Below are 15,337 nucleotides of genomic sequence, written 5' to 3'. Positions count from 1 at the left end.
CGCAAGATGGTCATGACGGCTCCAGCGACAGGTGGGCGAGCTGGTCGGCGTTGGCTTCCCAGTTCTGGCCGTCGAAGGCGGTAAGGTCGAGGTTCAGCGCCTCGTCCAGGCAGCGGGCGTTGATCGACCAGCCGTCGGGGTTGGACCTGGGGCGGTAGAAGCTCTTGATGCCGCATTCCGAGCAGAACAGGTGCTTGGCCACCCGGCTGTTGAAGGTGTACTCGGCCAGCCGCTCCATACCCTTGGTCACGCGGAAGCGGCTCTCGGGGACGATGACGTGGATATAGCCGGTCTTGGCGCACATGGAGCAATTGCAGCTCTGGGCCTCCACGACCTCGGGCAAGGCCACTTCAAACCGCACGCCGCCGCAGTGGCAGCCCCCCGCCCGCCAGGTGAAGGGGTCGGGGCTCATTTGTAGGTGACCGCCCTCACCGCCTTCACGATCTTGTCGACCGAGGGCAGCGACAGCGCCTCCAGGTTGGCCGCGTAGGGCATGGGCACGTCTTCCTGGTGAACACGGCCCGGAGGCGCGTCCAGGTAGTCGAAGGCGTGCTCCAGGACGCGGGCGATCACCTCGGCGCCGACCCCCATGGGGCCCCAGCCTTCCTCGACGGTGACGAGGCGGTTGGTCTTCTTCACGCTCTCGACGACGGTGTCGTGGTCCAGGGGACGCAGGGTGCGCAGGTCGATGACCTCGGCCTCGATGCCCATGCCGGCCAGCTTCTCAGCGGCTTCCAGGGCCAATCCCACGGCGCGCGAGTGGGCGGTGATGGTGACGTCGGCCCCTTCGCGGCGGATCCTGGCCTTGCCGATGGGCACGACCCAGTCGACGTCGGCCGGCACGTCGAACTCGACGCCGTAGAGCATCTCGTGTTCCAGGAAGACCACGGGGTTGGGGTCGCGGATGGCGGCCTTGAGCAGGCCCTTGGCGTCTGCGGCGTCATAGGGCGCCACCACCTTCAGGCCGGGCACCTGAGCGTACCAGGCCGAATAGTCCTGGCTGTGCTGGGCGCCTACGCGGGCCGCGGCGCCATTGGGGCCGCGGAACACGACCGAGCATTTGATCTGGCCGCCGGACATGTAGAGCGTCTTGGCGGCGGAGTTGATGATGTGATCGATCGCCTGCATGGCGAAGTTGAAGGTCATGAACTCGATGATGGGCTTCAGGCCCGCCATCGCCGCCCCGACGCCGAGGCCGGCGAAGCCATACTCGGTGATCGGCGTATCGATCACCCGGCGCTCGCCGAACTCCTCCAGCAGGCCGCGGGAGACCTTGTAGGCGCCTTGGTACTGGGCGACTTCCTCGCCCATCAGGAAGACGTTCTCGTCGGCCCGCATCTCCTCAGCCATCGCGTCGCGCAGAGCGTCGCGGATGGTGGTCTTCACCAGTTTCACGCCTTCGGGGAGTTCCGGATCGCGCAGGGCAGGCTTCGGCGTCACCGGGGTGGCGCCCTCGCCCTCGGGCTGAGGCTCGGCGGCCTCGGCGGGCTGCTTTTCCGGATCGCCGCTGGCGGCGGGCTCGGGCTTGGTCTCGGCCTTGTCAGCCGGCGCATCCTTGGGAGCCGGCGCGGCGGCGGCGCCCTCCCCCGACAGACGGGCGATGGGGGTGTTGACCTTCACCTCCTCGGAGCCTTCCGGCACCAGGATTTCCTCGACCACGCCCTCGTCGACGGCCTCGACCTCCATGGTCGCCTTGTCGGTCTCGATCTCGGCGATGACGTCGCCGGACCGGACGGTGTCGCCCACCTTCACGTGCCATTTGGCCAGTGTGCCCTCTTCCATGGTGGGAGAGAGGGCCGGCATCAGTACGTCGGTCACTGAGCGGCCTCCAGGTAGACGTCGGTATAGAGTTCTGAAGGCTCTGGCTCGGGGGACGTGCGGGCGAACTCGGCGGCGTCGGCGACGATCTTCTTCACCTCGGCGTCGATGGCCTTCAGCGCGGCCTCGTCGGCCCAGCCCTTCTTCGCCAGCAGTTCCTGCAGGTGGTCGATGGGGTCGCGGGTCTTGCGGACCTCATCGACCTCTTCGCGGGTTCGGTACTTGGCCGGGTCGCTCATGGAGTGGCCGCGGTAGCGGTACGTCTTCATCTCGAGAATGTAGGGGCCTTCGCCCGAACGGGCGTGGGCCGCGGCCTTCTTCGCGGCCTCCTGCACGGCGATAACGTCCATGCCGTCGACTTCCTCACCCGGAATCCGGAACGAAGCGCCACGCTTGTAGAGGTGAGTTTCGGAGGACGACCTCTCGATAGAAGTGCCCATGGCGTACTGGTTGTTCTCAATCACATAGACGACCGGGAGTTTCCAGATCGTGGCCATGTTGAAGCTCTCATAGACCTGGCCCTGGTTGGCCGCACCGTCGCCGAAGTAGGTGAAGGCGACCTTCTTGTTGCCCTTGTAGTGGTTGGCGAGCGCCAGGCCGGTGCCCAGTGACACCTGGCCCCCGACGATGCCGTGGCCGCCGTAGAAGTCGGCTTCCGTCGAGAACATGTGCATCGACCCGCCCTTGCCCTTGGACGAACCGGTGAAGCGGCCGGTGAGTTCGGCCATGACTTCCTTGGGATCCATGCCGCAGGCCAGCATATGGCCATGGTCGCGGTAGCCGGTGATCACCTGGTCGCCGGCTTCCTTGATGGACTGCACGCCGACGGCGATGGCTTCCTGGCCGATATAGAGATGGCAGAAGCCGCCGATCAGACCCATGCCGTAGAGCTGGCCCGCCCGCTCCTCGAAGCGGCGGATCAGCAGCATGTCGCGATAGAACTTGAGCAGGGAATCCTTGGTCATGGGGTCCGTATTATCACCTATGACACCGGTGTCATTCTTCTTCCGCTTGGAAGTCGAGCTTGCCTGCCCGCGCGTCATTCGTTTCTCCGTGGAGTTCGCCACTTGGCCTCGTTCCCGAGTCGGTCGTTCTAAGCGCGTCTTCGCGTCCTGGCCCAAGCGACAACGCTTCAGACCTTGGATTAGAGCCCGACAGTCGCCAAAACCGGTATCTGAGTTCGGCTGTCGCGCTCTAGAACGAACGAATCCGCCCTACGGCTTCACCCGGATCACATAGTCTCTCGGGTCTGCGAAACCTAGCAGGGAACGGGCCCGCTCTTCCAGCAGATCAGCCGAAAGACTGGTGTCGCGCAAAAGCCGGGCGCGGGCCTCAAGGTCCTGCCTCTCGATGCGCACCGTGTGCAGTTCGGAAATCTTGGCGGCCAGGGCGGCGTCGCGGGCGTCTGAAGTCAGCAATCCCCGATCACCCGTGAAGGCATGGAACCCGAAATAGAAGATCAGGAAGGCCAGGGCAGTGGTCGGCAGATAGGGGCGAATTCTTGCGAGCACGGGCCTGGAATCAAAAGCGTTTCTGACCCCGCCAATGTCGCGCTTCATGTTTAATATTGCGTTGCGGTCAAGCTTGAGGGGCGGGCGTCAAGCTGCGGCGCGGGCTTGGAAAATTCATCAAGGCTGTCATCCCGGCTTCCGCGCGACGGATGCCGGGATGCATGGCGCCTGCGGCGAGCCTATCGCCCCTTGAGCGCCGCGCGGCCGAGATAGACGGCCTGGTCCCCCAGCTCTTCCTCAATGCGCAGGAGCTGGTTGTACTTGGCGGTGCGGTCGGAGCGAGCGAGCGAGCCGGTCTTGATCTGACCGCAGTTGGTGGCGACCGCCAGATCGGCGATGGTGAAGTCCTCGGTCTCGCCCGAACGGTGGCTCATCACCGAGGTGTGGCCTGCGCGGTGCGCCATCTCCACGGCGTCAAGCGTTTCCGACAAGGTCCCGATCTGGTTGACCTTTACCAGGATCGAATTGGCCAGCCCCTTGTCGATGCCCATGGCCAGCCGCTTGGGGTTGGTGACGAACAGGTCGTCCCCAACGATTTGGACCTTGGCCCCCAGCTTGTCGGTCAGCAGCTTCCAGCCATCGAGATCATCCTCGCTGCAGCCGTCTTCAATGGTGACGATGGGGAACTGGGAGACCAGATTGGCTAGGTAGTCGACCATGCCGGCGGGATCGAGGGTCTTGCCCTCCCCGGCCATGACGTACTTGCCGTCCTTGAAGAACTCGGTGGCGGCCACGTCCAGGCCTAGAACGAAATCACGGCCGGCCTTGTAGCCCGCGGCCTCGCCCGACTTGACGATGAAGGCCAGGGCCTCCTCGGCGGTGGCGATGTTGGGGGCGAAGCCGCCCTCGTCGCCGACATTGGTGTTGTGGCCGGCGGCCTTCAGAGCGCTCTTCAGGCCGTGGAAGATCTCGGCGCCCATGCGCAGACCCTCGGCGAAGGTGACCGCGCCGGTGGGCAGGATCATGAACTCCTGGATATCAATGGGATTGTCGGCGTGGGCGCCGCCGTTGATGATGTTCATCATCGGCACCGGCAGAACGCGGGCCGAGACGCCCCCGACATATTTGTAGAGCGGCAGGTCGGCGGCCGTGGCCGCGGCCTTGGCGACGGCCAAGCTGACGCCCAGGATGGCGTTGGCGCCCAGGCGCGACTTGTTGGGGGTGCCGTCCAGTTCGATCAGCAGGGTGTCGAGGCGGCGCTGGTCCTCGGCCTCGAAGCCGGAGAGCGCGTCGTAGATCTCGCCGTTGACGGCGTCGACCGCCTGCAGAACGCCCTTGCCGCCGTAGCGGCTCTTGTCCCCGTCCCGCTTCTCCACCGCCTCGTGAGCGCCCGTGGAGGCCCCCGACGGCACGGCGGCGCGGCCGATGGAGCCGTCCTCCAGCACCACGTCGACTTCGACCGTCGGGTTGCCACGGCTGTCGAGGATTTCGCGGGCGGTGATGTCGACGATCTCGGTCATGGCAGTCCCCGGGTGGGCATTGAGAAAAGGCGCGCGACCCTTAGCCAGCTTCGGCGCGCGGGGCAAATCCCGTGGAGATCTTCGGTCGCCGCGACAGGCCTAAAATTCGCCAGTCCCCAGTTTGGGGCGATCGGCGCACCTTGGCCGGGGGGATGTCAGGGAGAACCCATATGACACCGAAGATCAGAGTTGGACTGAACATTGCGGGCTTCGCCAGCGCCTTGGCGCTGGGCGCCCTGATCGGCCACGCCACGGCCGCGCAGCCGCAGATGGAGGCGGCGCTGGACGCTCTGCAAGGCGCACGCTCGCACCTAGTGGCGGCCAACAACGACAAGGGCGGCCATCGCGGCAACGCCATCCGCGCCGTGGATAGCGCCATCGCCGAGACCCGCGCGGGGATGCGCTACGCCGGCTACTGAGTCTCTCAGCGGTCGCGTGACGGTCGCCGGAATCGGCTTCCATTTCCGGGCGTCACGCTCGGCCGACGCCCAAGGCAAAGCCACCCGCCGCGGATCCCGCAGCGGGTGGCTTTTCTAGTCTACGAGCTCGAAGGTTCGCGCGCCCGAAGGCGCAGCGCGGAAGAGCTAGTCTTCCTTCGGCGTGATGACCTGGCGGCCCTTGTACATGCCGGTCTTCAGATCGACGTGGTGCGGGCGCTTCAGTTCGCCGGTTTCCTTGTCTTCGACATAGGAGTTGGCGCCCAGGGCGTCGTGGCTGCGGCGCATGTTGCGACGCGAGGGGGAAACTTTGCGTTTCGGAACGGCCATGGGAGAATCTCTCAGGCGTGGAAATGGAAGCGGCGGCCTGCGGGCCGCCGACGTGAGCGCGGGTGTATGACGCAATCCCCGCTTCGTTTCAAGCGTCCTGGGCGAAAGCTTTTACGAGCCGCTTGGGCGCCACATTGACCCAGGCCATCCTCATCAGTCCCGACAGGGTCTCGGGGTCCATGGCGGCGAAGTGCACCTTGGTCCAGCCGTTGCGGCCCCAATACCCTTCCACAGCGCTCACCACCCCCGGATGGGCCTCTACGAGGTTGCGCTGGTCCTCAGGGTCGAGCTTCAGGGTCGCACGCGGCTCATCGCCCATGGTGGCGAAGATCTTGCCCTTCACCCGGAAGGAGGTGGAGTCGAAGTGCGGCAGTTCTTCCGCCTCCGGCAAGGTCAGCGCGATGGACCGGATGTCGTCGCAGGTCAGCATAAGCTGAGCCTGACTCGGAAAACATCGTTAGACCAGCCGCGAACGGTCTTTCGCCGCGCCGATGAAGCTGGCGAACAGGGGATGAGGTTCGAAGGGGCGGCTCTTGAGCTCCGGGTGAAACTGGACGCCGATAAACCAAGGGTGGTCGCTGCGTTCGCAGATCTCGGGCAGGACGCCGTCGGGCGAAAGGCCGGAGAAGGCCAGGCCCGTCTGCTCGATACGGTCTCGGTAGTCGATATTGACCTCGTAGCGGTGCCTGTGGCGCTCGCTGATGGTCACGTCGCCATAGATCTCGCTGACCTTGGAGCCTGGCGTCAGGATGGCGTCATAGGCCCCCAGACGCATGGTGCCGCCCAGGTTGTCGCCTTCCTTGCGGACCTGCCGCTCATTGCCCTTCGTCCATTCGGTCATGAGACCCACCACGGGCTCGGCGGTAGGGCCGAATTCTGTGGAAGAGGCCTGGTTGATGCCGGCCAGGTTCCTGGCCGCCTCGATCATCGCCATCTGCATGCCGAAACAGACCCCGAAATAGGGGACCATGTGCTCGCGGGCGAACTGGACGGCGCGGATCATACCCTCCGAGCCCCGCTCGCCGAAGGCGCCGGGGACCAGGACGCCGTGGACCTCGGTCAGACGTTCGGCGATCAGGCCCTCTTCCCGCTCGAAGGCCTCGCCCTCGATCCAGTCGAACTTCACCCGCACGTTCTGCGCGACGCCGCCATGGATCAGCGCCTCCACCAGGGATTTGTAGGCGTCGGTGAGGCCGGTGTACTTGCCGACGATGGCGATATTCACCTCGCCGTCGGGGTTGGTCAGGGTGTCGGAGATCGACTGCCAGCGCGAAAGGTCGGGAGCCGGCGCGGTGTCGGCCATGCCGAAGACGTCCAGCACTTCCCGGTCCAGGCCCTGCGCATGATAGTCGAGGGGCACGTGGTAGATATTGGTCGAATCCATCGCCTGGATGACCGCGCTCTCGCGGACATTGCAGAACTGGCCGATCTTGCGGCGCTCGCCGTCGGGAATAGGCTTCTCGCAGCGGCAGAGCAGGATGTCGGGCTGGATGCCGATGGACCGCAGCTCCTTGACGGAGTGCTGGGTCGGCTTGGTCTTCATCTCGCCCGCGGTCTTGATATAGGGCAGCAGCGTCAGGTGGATGTAGCAGGCGTGGCCGCGGGGCAGTTCCTGACCCAGTTGGCGTATCGCCTCGAAGAACGGCAGGCCCTCGATGTCGCCGACCGTGCCTCCGATCTCCACCAGGACGAAATCAACGCCCTCCCCCGGGTCCGACAGCACGAACTCGCGGATCTGGTCGGTGACGTGCGGGATCACCTGGACCGTAGCGCCGTTGTAGTCGCCGCGCCGCTCCTTCTCGATGATCGTCTTGTAGATCTGACCTGTGGTGATGTTGTCGGCCCGGGTCGCGTTCACGCCGGTGAAGCGCTCGTAGTGACCCAGGTCGAGGTCGGTCTCGGCGCCGTCGTCGGTCACGAAGACCTCGCCGTGCTGATAGGGGCTCATCGTGCCGGGATCGACATTCAGGTAGGGGTCGAGCTTACGAAGGCGGACCTTGTAGCCCCGCGCCTGCAGGAGCGCGCCAAGCGCGGCGGAGGCGAGACCTTTTCCCAGGGAGGAGACCACGCCGCCGGTGATGAAAATGTACCGGGTCATGGGCGTTCAGAGTAGCGGTGATTCGGGGCGTTGGCCCTCAGCTGATTCGCGAAAACCTGTTGAGAAGCGTAAAGGCCGCACCCCGCAAGCCACGGGAGATCGCGCCGCAGATGCGGCGATGAGGTCGGCTTGCCCATGAAAACCTTAGATCAGGGGTTGGTCGGCGCGGGAGCGGCCGGCGAAGCGGTTCCTTCGGCGCCGCCATTGAAGGGATTGCGGACCTGCGGGGTGGGCGCGGTCAGCGGCGCCGGAGCCGAGCTCGGGCTGACCGGGCCCGGTTGCGCCGGCTGGTTCAGCTTGTTGGGGTCGATGGCGTCGATCTTCATCCGATCGACGATCGATTCCGAACCCCCTTCGCGCCCCGACAACAGGGTGAGCGCCAGGCTCAGGATGAAGAAGATCGATCCAAGGATCCAGGTGACGCGGGTGAGCAGGTCACCGGCGCCGCGCGCGCTCATGAAGCCGGACGGTCCGCCGCCCATGCCAAGGGCTCCACCTTCCGACCGCTGCATCAGCACAACGCCGATGAGGCAGACACAGACGATGATGTGGATGGTGAGCAAGATGCCAAGCAGCATGTGTACGTCCGATAGCGTCGGCCGGAGGAACGGAGCCGAAATGAAGCGCGCGCTCTACCACTGAGACGAGCGCAAGGCCATAGCTAGGGCGTCGCACGTCGCGGGCAAGGCCATGATTCTGGAAACCGAACGCCTAAACCTCCGCCCTCTCGAGGTTTCGGACGCTGACCTGCTGTTTCCAATGATGAGCGATGCCGAGGTCATGGCGCACTGGGACGTGCCCGAGATCGACGATCCCGACCTGATCCGAGCCATCGTCGCCGGTCAGATCGAAGATATGTCGGCCGGTCGCGCGGTGTTCTGGGCGATACGAACCTTGCAGGACGAGACCTTCCTGGGCCTCTGCGACCTGTCGGACATCGACCGTTGGCATAAGCGGGCCGAGATCGGCTTCATGCTGGGGCGCGGATCGTGGGGCCAGGGATATGGTCTGGAAGCCATGCGAGCGGTGATCGCGCACGCCGCCTCGAGTGGCGTTCGCCGGCTCACGGCGCGAACCCACCTGGGCAATCGGCGCTCCGACGCCCTGCTGGAGAAGCTCGGGTTCACCGAGGAGGGGCTGCTACGCGGCCACGTCCTGCGTGACGGGGATCGCCGAGACTGCCGGCTGTTCGGCTTGCTGCTGTAGCCGGGGAGACTATCTGAGACCCATGAACGACCATCCGCTTCAACTCGCCGGCTTCGACCACATCGTGCTGCGCATCCGCGACAAGGCCGCGATGGTGGGATTCTACACCCGGGTGCTGGGCTGTTCGGTGGACCGGGATCGCCCGGAGCTGGGCCTGACGCACCTGCGGGCGGGCGTAAATCTGATCGACCTGGTGACCCTGGACGGACCGTTGGGCGTGGTGGGCGGCGCGGGTCCAGGCGCCGAGGGCCGCAACCTCGACCACTTCTGCCTAACCGTCACGCCATTCGACGCCGCTGCGATCCGAGCGCACCTCACCGCGCATGGAGTGGCGATCAACGACGAGGGCGACCGTTACGGGGCGCACGGCGATGGACTGTCGCTCTACCTGCAGGACCCTGAGGGGAACACGGTCGAACTCAAGGGCTAGAACATTCTCGGCTAGCACATTCTCGCCGCGCCTTCAGTGGGCGGCCCCCGTCGGTAGATGGCTCTTGTCGTGAAGCCCGACCCGTTCCGTCAGGGTGGCGCTGGCCTCGTTCAGGCCCAGCACCACAACCTCGGCGCCCTGCCGGCGGTAGCGGAACACCACCCGGTCAACGGCCGCCGCCGCGGTGAGATCCCATAGATGTGCCTCCGTCATGTCGATCTCCACCCGGAGCGGATGCCCGTGGAACTCGAACTCAGCGAGGAACACGTCGGCGGAGGCGAAGAACAGGTGCCCGCTCACCGCGTACCGGCGGAACTCGTCGTCGGTCTCGCCGACAGCCCGCACCACCACCACCTTTGAGACTTTGCGAACGAAGAAGAGGGCGCTGAGCAGAACCCCCAGGACGACGCCCTTGGAGAGGTCATGGGTGACCACCACGGTCCCGGTCGTGGCCACCATGACGATTGAGGATACCACGGGGGTGCTCCGCAGGCGCAGGATCGAACCCCAGTCGAAGGTGCCCACCGAGACCATGATCATCACCGCCACAAGGGCGGCCATGGGAATCCGAGCGACCCAGTCCTGCAGCACAAGGATCAGAAATAGCAGGAAGAGCCCGGCCCAGAGGGTCGACAACCGCCCCCGTCCGCCCGACTTCACGTTGATGATCGACTGACCGATCATGGCGCACCCCGCCATGCCGCCGAACAGCGGCGACAGGATATTGGCGATGCCCTGGCCGCGGGTCTCCCGGTCCTTGTCCGAGGGAGTGTCGGTCATGTCGTCGATAATGTTGGAGGTCAGCAGGCTCTCCAGAAGGCCGACGAACGCCAGGGTGGCCGCCACGGGGCCGATGATCGACAGGGTCTCCCAGGTGAGCGGCACGGCCGGCAGGTGGAACACCGGCAGAGCGCTGGGCATGGACCCCATGTCCCCCACCGTGCGGACATCGATGTGCAGGACCATGGCCAGGGCGCTGAGCACCAGGATCGCCACCAGGGGCGAGGGCACGGCGCGGGTCAGGCGCGGGAAGCCGTAAATGATCGCCAGCCCCCCGGCGACCATGGCCCAGGTCTGCCAGTTGGCCCCGATCAACTCGGGCATCTGGGCCAGGAAGATCAGGATGGCCAGGGCGTTGACGAACCCGGTCATCACCGAACGGGAGACGAATTTCACATACCGACCCAGCCGCAGGAGGCCGATCACGACCTGGAGCACGCCGGTGAGCAAGCTTGCCGCAAACAGATACTCCAGGCCGTGCTCGCGCACGATCCCCCCCATCAGCAACGCCATCGCCCCTGTCGCCGCGGAAATCATGGCCGGCCGTCCGCCCACGAAGGCGATGGTCACAGCGATGACGAAGGAGGCGTAGAGCCCGACTGCCGGATCGACGCCTGCGATGATCGAGAAGGCGATAGCTTCCGGAATCAAGGCCAGCGCGACAACGGTGCCCGCCAGGAGGTCATTGCGCGGATTGGCGAACCAATCGCGCCGCAAGGTGGCGAGCTTTGTCATGAAAACCTTCGGGGTGGAAAGCGTGGCCGCACCGCTTGGGCGCGTGACCCAGATATCTGTCGCTTCAAGTTTCCGGGGGATAGGCGCCCGGCCGAGCCACCCGGCAAGCCGGGTCCGATGGAGGCCCCCTCTGTGCGGGACCCGTGGCGGCAAGGCAAGTGGCGTGTGGTCGCGGCGCCGGGAGGTCAGGCCGCCGCGATGATCCCCAGGAAGTCGGCGGCCTTCAGGGACGCGCCGCCCACCAAGGCGCCGCCCACCTCGTCAGCGTGGAGGATTTCCGCGGCGTTCGAGGGCTTGACCGAGCCGCCGTAGAGGATCGCGACGCTCGCCCCGTGTGGGCCGAAGATAGCCATGAGAGTCTCGCGGATTGCGCGGTGAACCTCGACGATCTCCTCCGTGGAGGGGGTCAGGCCGGTCCCGATGGCCCAGACGGGCTCATAGGCGACCGCGAAGGCCTTCCCGGCCAGTTCGGCGGGGAGCGAGCCCCTCACCTGCCCGGTTACGATAGCCAGAGCCTGCCCGGCCTGGCGTTCCGCCAGGGTCTCGCCGACGCAGACGATGGGTTCCAGGCCGGCGCGCAGGGCGGCCTGGGTCTTGGCGGCCACCAGGGCGTCGGTCTCGCCGTAGCCGGCGCGGCGTTCGGAGTGGCCGAGGATCACCAGGTCGGCGCCGGCGTCGGCCAACTGCTCGGCGGCGACGTCACCGGTATAGGCGCCCGAGACCTCTGCGCGGCAGTCCTGGCCACCCACCAGCACATTGGTGGCCTTCAGGGCGTCCGCCATTCGCGAAACCAGGGTCGCTGGCGGGCAGATCGCCACGCGGACCTTGGTCGAACCGAGTCCCGCGGCGGTGGCGAGAGCCTCCCCCAGGGACGCGGAATCACCGTTCATCTTCCAGTTTCCGGCGATCAGAGGGATGGGGGCGGTCATCAAGGCCTCGCTATTGTCGTGTTCCTTGGGCGAGTAAGGCGCCTTGAGAATTCTGTCACGCGCTTGCGGCCCCTAAGCGCCCTCCACTATACCGCCCATTCCAATGCTCGCCCCGTGGGGCCAGGAAGACCGTCACCATGCTTCTCGCCGTCCGCAAGTTCGCAAAATCCTGGGTCGCCGCCGTGCTTATCGGCCTGCTGATCATCAGCTTCGCCGTCTTCGGGATCAACGACGTGTTCACAGGCGGGAGTTCCAACGCTGTTGTAACGGCGGGATCGCGCAAGGTCTCAGCGGCCGACTTCCGGCGGGAGTTCGATAATTTCCGGAAGGGCGCCGAGCAGCAGGTCGGTCAACCGATCACCAACGAGATGGCCGCAGCGAACGGCCTGGACACCCGGGTCTTGAATGAGGTCGCCACGCGCGAGGCTTTCGGGGAGATGCTGGACAGGATCGGCCTCAAGCCCTCCGACAACCTGATCACCCGCGAACTGCAGAAAATTCCGGCCTTCTTCGACCAAGTCTCCGGTCGCTTCGACAAGAACCTCTACGCCCAGCGCCTGAACGAAAACGGCCTGACGCCCCCGGCCTTCGAGAAGATCATGCGCGACCAGATCGCCGATAGCCACCTGGCCTCGGCCATGGCCAACGGCCTGCGCGTGCCGCGCGCCTACACTGCCCTGGGCGCGATCTATGGGCTGGAGAGCCGCGACGTCGGCTATTTCATCGTCGAGCCGCGGAACGTGACACCCCCCGGCTTGCCCACAGACGCGCAACTTACGGCCCTGTTGAATGAGAACGCCGCGGCCCTGACCCGCCCGGAGTTCCGCGTCCTGACCGTGGTGCATTTCAGCCCGGCCATGGTCAGCGCCAACCTGCCCATCGACCCGGCCGAACTGCAGAAGCGCTACGAATTCCGCAAGGACACGCTGTCGCGGCCCGAAACCCGCAGCCTGGTGCAGATTCCGGTGAAGGACGCCGCCAGCGCCCAGGCCGTGGCCGCCCGCCTGGCCAAGGGCGAGGAACCCACCGCCATCGCCAAGTCCCTCGGCGTCGACGCCATCAGCTACGCCGACAAGCCGCGCACCGCCATCGCCGACCCCAAGGTGGGCCAGGCTGCTTTCGCGCTGCCCGCCGGCCAGATCTCGCCGGTGAAGGGTGACCTGGGGTTCGCCGTCATCCGGGTCAGCAAGATCACCCCTGGCCAGGCCGTGACCCTGGAACAGATCCGGCCGCAGCTCGAGGCTGAGCTTCGCAAGGACGCCGCCGCCGAGAAGGTCTACGAGATGACTCAGACCTATGATGACGCCCACGGCGGCGGCGCCAACCTGGCCGAGTCCGCCAAGAAGGCCAATGTGCCCGTCTTCACCATTGGACCGGTCACGGCGCAAGGCGCCGGCCCGGACGGGCAGCCTGTCTCCGGCGTCAACCCCAAGCTGCTCACCAGCGCCTTCGGCTTGCCCCAGGGTGGCGAGAGTGAGGTCGAGGAAGCCGGAAACGGCGAGTACTACGCTCTCCGTGTCGAGAAAATCATTCCCAAGAGCCTCCCGCCGCTGGCCGAGGTAAAGCCCCAGCTGGTCCGCGTCTGGATGATGCGCGAAATGGTCAAGCGCCTGCAGACCAAGGCCGATGAGCTGGCCGCCCGAGTGAAAAAGGGCGAGACCCTGGAAGCCGTCGCCGCCAGCATCGGCGCGAAGGTCGGCCACGCCACCAACATCGACCGCCAGAACGCCGGCCAGAACAAGACCCTGTCTCGCGACGCCTTGATCAAGACCTTTGGGGCGAAGTCCGGCGAGGTCTACACCGCCGAAGCCGCCACCTTTGGCCTGGTGGTCGCCAAGCTGGAGGCCATCCGCGCGCCGTCTGGCCCTACCCTGGCCCGCATCACCGAAGAGAGCCGTCCTCAGATGACCGAAGCGCTCTTCGGTGAGATCCAGGCGGACGCCCAGAAGGCCGCCGCCACCCTGGTGAAGGTGAAAACCAACGCCAACAACGCTCGGGTCGCGCTGGGCCTGGAGCCCCTCGATCCCAAGAAGGACGCCAAGGGCGCCGAGACGGAGAAGGCCAAGTGACGATCGAACCTGCGTTTGCGGACTTTGAGCAGAAGTATGCCCAAGGCGCGCCGCAGGTCGTGTGGACTCGCCTGATCGACGACCTTGAGACCCCTGTCTCGGCCTATCTGAAGATCGCCCACGGCCGCCCCTACGCCTTCCTGTTCGAGAGCGTCGAGGGCGGCGCCTGGAGAGGGCGCTACTCGGTGATCGCCATGAAACCGGACTTGGTCTGGAGGTGCCGGGGCGACGTGGCGGAGATCGCCCAAGGCGCCGGCATCGAGTCCGGCCAGTTCATCACCCAGACCGGCGGCGCGCTGGATTCCCTGCGCGACCTGGTGGCGGCTTCCCGTCTCGACTTGCCGACGGGTCTGCCACCAATGTCGGCCGGAGTGTTCGGGGCTATCGGCTACGACATGATCCGCCTGGTGGAGAAGCTGCCCGACATCAATCCGGATCCCCTGGACCTGCCCGACGGCCTGATGATCCGGCCGTCCATCGTCGCCATCTTCGACGCCATCGCCCAGGAGATCATCCTGGTGACGACCGTACGGCCCGACGGCCTGGCGGCGAAAGCCGCGTTCGACGCGGCCCAAGCCCGGCTGGCGGGGGTGATGGCCGACTTCCGCAAGCCCGCCCCACCCCTGGCCGGGAACGGCGTCCCGGAGCCGGACGCCTTCACCACACCGGTGAGCCGCGAGGACTACCGGGCCATCGTCGGCAAGGCGAAGGACTACATTCGCGCCGGGGACATCTTCCAGGTGGTGCCCAGCCATCGGTTCCGCGCGCCCTTCAGCCGCGACCCCTTCGCCCTCTATCGCTCGCTTCGGCGGATGAACCCCTCGCCCTTCCTGTTCTACCTGAACTTCGGTGACTTCCAGTTGGCCGGCTCCTCGCCTGAAATCCTGGTGCGGCTGCGCGACGGCAAGATCACCATCCGCCCCATCGCCGGCACCCGTCCCCGCGGCGCGACGCCGGAGGAGGATCGCGCCCTGGAGGCGGAGCTGATCGCCGATCCCAAGGAGCGGGCGGAGCACCTGATGCTCTTGGACCTGGGCCGCAACGATGTGGGCCGGGTGGCGATGCTGAACAAGGCCGGCTCAAATGAACCGCCCAAGCCGTCGAAGGGCTCGCACGTGCGGGTTACGGCGAGCTTCTTCGTCGAACGCTACAGCCACGTCATGCACCTGGTCTCCAACGTCGAGGGCGACGCCCCCGAAGGCCTGGATCCCGTTGACGTGCTGATGGCCGCCCTGCCCGCCGGCACGCTGTCGGGCGCGCCCAAGGTGCGGGCCATGCAGATTATCGACGAGCTGGAGCTGGAAAAGCGCGGCATCGCCTATGCCGGCGCGGTGGGCTATTTCGGCGCCGACGGCTCGGTGGACACCTGCATCGTCCTGCGCACCGCCTGCTTCAAGGACGGGACCATGTACGTCCAGGCCGGCGGCGGGGTGGTGGTCGATAGTGACGCCGACGCCGAGTATGACGAGACCCTGCACAAGGCCCGCGCCCTGCGCCGGGCGGCCGAGGAAAGCTGGCGTTTCGTCTGAGCCTG

16 protein-coding genes and 1 other annotated feature are annotated in these 15,337 nt (G+C 66.1%); of the genes, 5 read left to right on the top strand and 11 right to left on the bottom strand.

All coding sequences use genetic code 11. From position 1 onward, the window contains the following. Positions 1 to 10 precede the first annotated feature (10 nt). The 5 genes from AAC997_RS11490 to eno all read right to left on the bottom strand — a co-directional run bounded on the left by AAC997_RS11490 (position 11) and on the right by eno (position 4,789). Positions 11 to 412, bottom strand: coding sequence for a GFA family protein (locus AAC997_RS11490; RefSeq protein WP_340645835.1), 402 nt, complete (start codon positions 410 to 412; stop codon positions 11 to 13). After that, on the bottom strand, positions 409 to 1,818 hold the full coding sequence (locus tag AAC997_RS11485; RefSeq protein ID WP_340645834.1) for a pyruvate dehydrogenase complex E1 component subunit beta: 1,410 nt from the start codon (positions 1,816 to 1,818) through the stop codon (positions 409 to 411). Before AAC997_RS11485 ends, AAC997_RS11490 begins: the two co-directional genes overlap by 4 nt. Further along, positions 1,815 to 2,861 (bottom strand): pyruvate dehydrogenase (acetyl-transferring) E1 component subunit alpha, encoded by a 1,047-nt coding sequence (gene pdhA / locus AAC997_RS11480; RefSeq protein WP_340645833.1) that lies wholly within the window; start codon positions 2,859 to 2,861, stop codon positions 1,815 to 1,817. The genes AAC997_RS11485 and pdhA overlap by 4 nt, the downstream gene beginning before the upstream one ends. Before the next feature lie 171 nt (positions 2,862 to 3,032). Further along, a complete protein-coding gene (locus tag AAC997_RS11475; protein ID WP_340645832.1) occupies positions 3,033 to 3,329 on the bottom strand; it encodes a septum formation initiator family protein in 297 nt (98 codons plus the stop codon). 179 nt (positions 3,330 to 3,508) lie between these two features. Further along, positions 3,509 to 4,789, bottom strand: coding sequence for a phosphopyruvate hydratase (eno, locus tag AAC997_RS11470; protein ID WP_340645831.1), 1,281 nt, complete (start codon positions 4,787 to 4,789; stop codon positions 3,509 to 3,511). A 170-nt stretch (positions 4,790 to 4,959) separates the two neighbouring features. On the opposite strand from eno, the gene AAC997_RS11465 reads away from it, so the two are divergent. Then, positions 4,960 to 5,208 (top strand): hypothetical protein, encoded by a 249-nt coding sequence (locus AAC997_RS11465; protein WP_340645830.1) that lies wholly within the window; start codon positions 4,960 to 4,962, stop codon positions 5,206 to 5,208. 165 nt (positions 5,209 to 5,373) lie between these two features. On the opposite strand, the gene rpmF is transcribed toward AAC997_RS11465, so the two are convergent. The 4 genes from rpmF to secG form a co-directional block, all read right to left on the bottom strand. Continuing rightward, positions 5,374 to 5,556: a 50S ribosomal protein L32 gene (gene rpmF, locus AAC997_RS11460; protein WP_215340463.1), complete on the bottom strand. Its 183-nt coding sequence runs from the start codon at positions 5,554 to 5,556 to the stop codon at positions 5,374 to 5,376. Between the two features lie 88 nt (positions 5,557 to 5,644). Then, positions 5,645 to 5,986 carry an MmcQ/YjbR family DNA-binding protein gene (locus AAC997_RS11455; RefSeq protein ID WP_340645829.1) on the bottom strand — a complete coding sequence of 114 codons (342 nt, stop codon included), beginning with the start codon at positions 5,984 to 5,986 and terminating at the stop codon, positions 5,645 to 5,647. A gap of 27 nt (positions 5,987 to 6,013) precedes the next feature. Then, a complete protein-coding gene (locus tag AAC997_RS11450; RefSeq protein WP_340645828.1) occupies positions 6,014 to 7,654 on the bottom strand; it encodes a CTP synthase in 1,641 nt (546 codons plus the stop codon). A gap of 149 nt (positions 7,655 to 7,803) precedes the next feature. After that, the gene (gene secG, locus AAC997_RS11445; protein ID WP_340645827.1) at positions 7,804 to 8,232 is read right to left on the bottom strand and encodes a preprotein translocase subunit SecG; all 429 of its coding nucleotides are present in this window, start codon (positions 8,230 to 8,232) and stop codon (positions 7,804 to 7,806) included. Between the two features lie 112 nt (positions 8,233 to 8,344). Here secG and AAC997_RS11440 point away from each other — a divergent pair, with 112 nt between their 5' ends. Next, positions 8,345 to 8,860, top strand: a complete 516-nt coding sequence (locus tag AAC997_RS11440) for a GNAT family N-acetyltransferase (protein WP_340645826.1) — start codon at positions 8,345 to 8,347, stop codon at positions 8,858 to 8,860. A 22-nt stretch (positions 8,861 to 8,882) separates the two neighbouring features. Continuing rightward, a complete protein-coding gene (locus AAC997_RS11435) occupies positions 8,883 to 9,290 on the top strand; it encodes a VOC family protein (RefSeq protein ID WP_340645825.1) in 408 nt (135 codons plus the stop codon). A gap of 33 nt (positions 9,291 to 9,323) precedes the next feature. Here the strand turns inward: AAC997_RS11435 and AAC997_RS11430 are convergent, their stop codons facing one another. Together AAC997_RS11430 and tpiA are read right to left on the bottom strand one after the other, a co-directional pair. Continuing rightward, the gene (locus AAC997_RS11430; protein WP_340645824.1) at positions 9,324 to 10,805 is read right to left on the bottom strand and encodes a SulP family inorganic anion transporter; all 1,482 of its coding nucleotides are present in this window, start codon (positions 10,803 to 10,805) and stop codon (positions 9,324 to 9,326) included. 66 nt (positions 10,806 to 10,871) lie between these two features. Next, positions 10,872 to 10,924, bottom strand: a sequence feature (sul1 is cis-regulatory element that is thought to sense ions involved in sulfur or methionine metabolism; They are found in Alphaproteobacteria). Between the two features lie 66 nt (positions 10,925 to 10,990). Next, positions 10,991 to 11,734 (bottom strand): triose-phosphate isomerase, encoded by a 744-nt coding sequence (gene tpiA / locus AAC997_RS11425; RefSeq protein ID WP_340645823.1) that lies wholly within the window; start codon positions 11,732 to 11,734, stop codon positions 10,991 to 10,993. Positions 11,735 to 11,871: 137 nt separating this feature from the next. Here tpiA and AAC997_RS11420 point away from each other — a divergent pair, with 137 nt between their 5' ends. Further along, positions 11,872 to 13,803: a SurA N-terminal domain-containing protein gene (locus AAC997_RS11420; RefSeq protein ID WP_340645822.1), complete on the top strand. Its 1,932-nt coding sequence runs from the start codon at positions 11,872 to 11,874 to the stop codon at positions 13,801 to 13,803. Beyond that, on the top strand, positions 13,800 to 15,332 hold the full coding sequence (trpE, locus tag AAC997_RS11415; protein WP_340645821.1) for an anthranilate synthase component I: 1,533 nt from the start codon (positions 13,800 to 13,802) through the stop codon (positions 15,330 to 15,332). The genes AAC997_RS11420 and trpE overlap by 4 nt, the downstream gene beginning before the upstream one ends. Positions 15,333 to 15,337: the final 5 nt, after the last annotated feature.

The organism is Phenylobacterium sp. (assembly GCF_037968635.1).
Taxonomy (GTDB): Bacteria; Pseudomonadota; Alphaproteobacteria; order Caulobacterales; family Caulobacteraceae; genus Phenylobacterium.
This window is presented reverse-complemented; position numbering and strand designations above follow the sequence as displayed.

Bases quoted from the DNA above. Each gene is read 5' to 3' on its own strand.
- AAC997_RS11490 (WP_340645835.1), bottom strand. From the start codon at position 412: ATGAGCCCCGACCCCTTCACCTGGCGGGCGGGGGGCTGCCACTGCGGC.
- pdhA (WP_340645833.1), bottom strand. From the start codon at position 2,861: ATGACGCGCGGGCAGGCAAGCTCGACTTCCAAGCGGAAGAAGAATGAC.
- eno (WP_340645831.1), bottom strand. From the start codon at position 4,789: ATGACCGAGATCGTCGACATCACCGCCCGCGAAATCCTCGACAGCCGT.
- AAC997_RS11465 (WP_340645830.1), top strand. From the start codon at position 4,960: ATGACACCGAAGATCAGAGTTGGACTGAACATTGCGGGCTTCGCCAGC.
- rpmF (WP_215340463.1), bottom strand. From the start codon at position 5,556: ATGGCCGTTCCGAAACGCAAAGTTTCCCCCTCGCGTCGCAACATGCGC.
- AAC997_RS11455 (WP_340645829.1), bottom strand. From the start codon at position 5,986: ATGCTGACCTGCGACGACATCCGGTCCATCGCGCTGACCTTGCCGGAG.
- AAC997_RS11450 (WP_340645828.1), bottom strand. From the start codon at position 7,654: ATGACCCGGTACATTTTCATCACCGGCGGCGTGGTCTCCTCCCTGGGA.
- secG (WP_340645827.1), bottom strand. From the start codon at position 8,232: ATGCTGCTTGGCATCTTGCTCACCATCCACATCATCGTCTGTGTCTGC.
- AAC997_RS11440 (WP_340645826.1), top strand. From the start codon at position 8,345: ATGATTCTGGAAACCGAACGCCTAAACCTCCGCCCTCTCGAGGTTTCG.
- AAC997_RS11435 (WP_340645825.1), top strand. From the start codon at position 8,883: ATGAACGACCATCCGCTTCAACTCGCCGGCTTCGACCACATCGTGCTG.
- AAC997_RS11430 (WP_340645824.1), bottom strand. From the start codon at position 10,805: ATGACAAAGCTCGCCACCTTGCGGCGCGATTGGTTCGCCAATCCGCGC.
- tpiA (WP_340645823.1), bottom strand. From the start codon at position 11,734: ATGACCGCCCCCATCCCTCTGATCGCCGGAAACTGGAAGATGAACGGT.
- AAC997_RS11420 (WP_340645822.1), top strand. From the start codon at position 11,872: ATGCTTCTCGCCGTCCGCAAGTTCGCAAAATCCTGGGTCGCCGCCGTG.